Source organism: Alkalibacterium gilvum (assembly GCF_900109085.1).
GTDB classification, from domain to species: Bacteria; Bacillota; Bacilli; order Lactobacillales; family Carnobacteriaceae_A; genus Alkalibacterium; species Alkalibacterium gilvum.
Genome location: NZ_FNYW01000070.1, coordinates 1 through 3,544 on the forward strand (window position 1 = coordinate 1; position 3,544 = coordinate 3,544).

General features: G+C 34.1%; 2 protein-coding genes. Both read left to right on the top strand.

Annotated elements, in window-relative coordinates; genetic code table 11:
* Window positions 1-174 precede the first annotated feature (174 nt).
* Window positions 175-1,569 (top strand): dihydrolipoyl dehydrogenase, encoded by a 1,395-nt coding sequence (gene lpdA, locus BMX83_RS10440; RefSeq protein ID WP_091636794.1) that lies wholly within the window; start codon window positions 175-177, stop codon window positions 1,567-1,569.
* Between the two features lie 233 nt (window positions 1,570-1,802).
* Window positions 1,803-3,158, top strand: coding sequence for a YjiH family protein (locus BMX83_RS10445; RefSeq protein ID WP_091636796.1), 1,356 nt, complete (start codon window positions 1,803-1,805; stop codon window positions 3,156-3,158).
* Window positions 3,159-3,544: the final 386 nt, after the last annotated feature.

Below are 3,544 nucleotides of genomic sequence, written 5' to 3' on the forward strand. Positions count from 1 at the left end.
AAAAAACGTGCCAGTGAGTTTTTAGAACTCACCAACACGATTAATTATAGAACCTAAAAAGGCTATAATACTTGAAATTATTTAAATTACTAATAAAATATAGATGATGGATAAAATATGTTTAACTACTTTTCCGTTGATTAAATAAATCTAACTATTAAGGAGATATATATTATGAGCGAAGAAAAACAGACAGTTGTCATTGGAGCGGGACCAGGCGGCTATACAGCAGCTATTCGAGCGGCACAGTTGGGTCAAAAAGTAACAATTATTGAAAAACAATATTTTGGAGGAACGTGCTTAAATATTGGTTGTATTCCTTCAAAAGCACTCATTACTGCTGCACATCGTTTCCATGATGCGACTCACTCTGATACGTTTGGAATAACGGTAGATGATGTAAAAGTTGACTTAGAAAAAACACAAGACTGGAAAGACAATAAGGTTGTTAAAACACTTACCAATGGTGTACAAGGTTTACTTAAAAAAAATAAAGTAGAGATTGTTATGGGGACAGCTACTTTTAAAGACGAAAAATCACTAACTGTCGAGACTGATCAAGGAACAAAAGAATTCGAATTTGATAATGTAATTCTTGCGACAGGTACAAAGCGTCTTGAGTTAGAAGAAGTACCATTTGGAGAGCGCGTACTAGATACGACCGGTGGACTAAACATCAAAAAGGCACCTAAGTCAATAGTTATTATTGGTGGAGGTTATGTGGGGTCACAACTCGCAGCCGCTTATAGCAACTTTGGCGTTCATGTAACAATCATTGAAAAAGAATCACACATGATGCCATTCTTCGATAAAGATATGGCTAAAATTGTTGAAAAAAATTATCGTCATAAAGGTATGGATATAATTACTGGGGCCGATATCAAAGGTTCTAAAACGACTGATAAAGATATCACTGTGACATATGAAAAAGACGGTGAAGAAAAAACGGTGACTGCTGAGGTTGCTTTAGTTTCAATTGGTAGAAAACCAAATACTGATAGTCTTGGACTTGAAGCAGCAGGTGTTGATGTAACAAGTGATGGTTATGTTGAAGTTTCAGATAACAGACAGACAACAGCTGAAGGCATCTATGCCATAGGTGATATTGTTCCTGGTGTCACTTTAGCTAATAAAGCGTCTCATGAAGGTAAACTAGTTGCTGGTGTAATAGCTGGAGAAAATGTGGATACAAATTATAAACAAATTCCTATTTCGGTTTACACAGAACCAGAATTAGCAACGGCTGGTGTCTCATTTGCAGAAGCTAAAGAGTCTAACGGGAAATACAAAGTAAGTAAATTCTCTCTAGCAGGAAATGGAAGAGCACTATCATTAAACCAAACAACAGGTTTTGTACGCATGATAACAGATCCTGAAAACCATAATACTATTGTTGGAGCACAAATCGTTGGTTCAGGTGCCCCAGATATTATTCATGAATTAAGTTTGGCTATCGAACAAGAAATGAATGCTGAAGACATTTCATTAACCATTCACAGCCACCCTTCATTAGCAGAAACAATTATGGATACTGCTGAATTAGCATTAGATATGCCGATCCATATTTAATAATTTAAAATACATAAGCCTCTCAGACCATATATATGGTCTGAGAGGCTTTTTTTAGAAGCTAAAAGAACTCATAATCAAACAATATGTTATAATGATTAATTATGCAGTCAATAATTAATAAGAGTATTTTTATACATTTAAATCGTTTGTTTTTGCATTAATTAATAATAAAATTGAATTTTGTTAAAGAGTGTGGTATTCTTTGAAAACAAATAAATGGAGGTTAATATATGATTAATAAATTGAAGTTTGTGCTATTATCACTTTTTGGGTTTATATTTTTCTTGGTCCCTTTTAGTTTTGGGGGCGAAAGCAAAATAATGCTTTCGCACATTATTGATTTTGTAAATAATAATATTTTAGAAGAATTTCTTACATTTACAGGTTTGAGCGCTTGGGTTGTTTTGATTGGGACGATAGTGTTTATGTTCTATACGTCTAAAATAAAAATGCTTAATAATATGTTCAAAGCATCCGCATTGAACGTAGTGCTTAGAATTACTGGTTCGGCACTATATTTGATGGTGCTTAACAATTGGTTTGAAAGCTTTGCCTTTTCAAAGGTTATACTTGATCCGAATACGGGTGGGCTTATGGCAGGTGAAGGAGAATTGTTAACAACACTTTACATAACCTTTTTTGTAGGGATCCTAGCTCTTCCATTGCTGACACATTTTGGTATCGTTGAATTTATAGGTATATTACTTGGGCCAATTGTAGAGAAATTATTTAAGGTTCCTGGTTATTCTATGATTGACGCCATTGCTTCCTTTGTAGGAGATGGAACGATAGGTATCGTTGTAACTGATGGACAATACCAAAGAGGTTATTATAATAAACGTGAAGCGTATATTATTGCAACAAGTTTTTCAGTTGTAGGAATCGCGTTTGCTGCAGCAGTAGCGGATGAATTAGGTTTTGGTAGTATCTTCCCAATATTTTACGGGTCAATTTTGTTGGTCACTTTAATTATTGCCTTTATAACAGCGCGATTACCATTAAAAAAATTCAAACCAACGTATTTTGAAGGGAAAGAACCCAAAACAGTAGAGGTCCCTCAAGATGAAACCGTTGTAGAATATGCTTATGGATCGGCTGTAGAACAAGCAAAAGATACAAAAATATCGCATGCTTTCATAGAAGCAGTGAAAAATATTCTGCACATTTATATAGGTTTTTTACCAATAATCATGGCAGTTGGGACAATCTCTTTAATTATTGCTGAATATACACCATTTTTCGATATAATTAGTGCACCTTTAGTTCCCTTGTATGAACTTTTAGGATACAGCTCTGATATTGCTTCGCAAATGGCACCAGCTTCAGTTGCCGGCTTTGCGGATATGTATTTACCTGCCTTGTTTATAAGTGGTGCTGCAAGCGAAGCGGCTCGTTTCTTTATTGGGGTATTAGCATTTACGCAACTTGTATTTATGTCAGAAACCGGAATGATATTAGTGGAGACCAAAATCGGATTAAATTTCTGGGATGTCATCAAAGTTTTTGTTTTTAGAACAATTATTTCCATCCCACTATTGTACGTCATAACTCAGATCTTAGCAGCGCTAAATGTATTGTCCTTTTAATTAATTGTGAACCGTTTTGAAGGAAATAATAAAAGAAGAACGTCAAATTTAAAAACACAGCCTCACTATGAATCCTTTCGTCTAATAGTGAGGCTGTGTTTTTAGCATCTATAGAGAAGGTTGAATGAAGAATTACCACTTATATGTTACTAATCTAAAAAAATCTTTGATTATGTACAATGTGAGAATATAAGATTTAAACGAAGAACACTATTTTTTATTCAATTAATATGAATTAATTGACAAACGACCCTAGTATGATAGACTTATTTTAACTAAAAAGGCTTTAATTAGTGTTTACTGAACAAGTACTAAATTGATAAACCGACGAGTTTTAAATGGAAGACGCACGAAAAAAAACTCCTAAAGTTTCGATCAAATAAAGC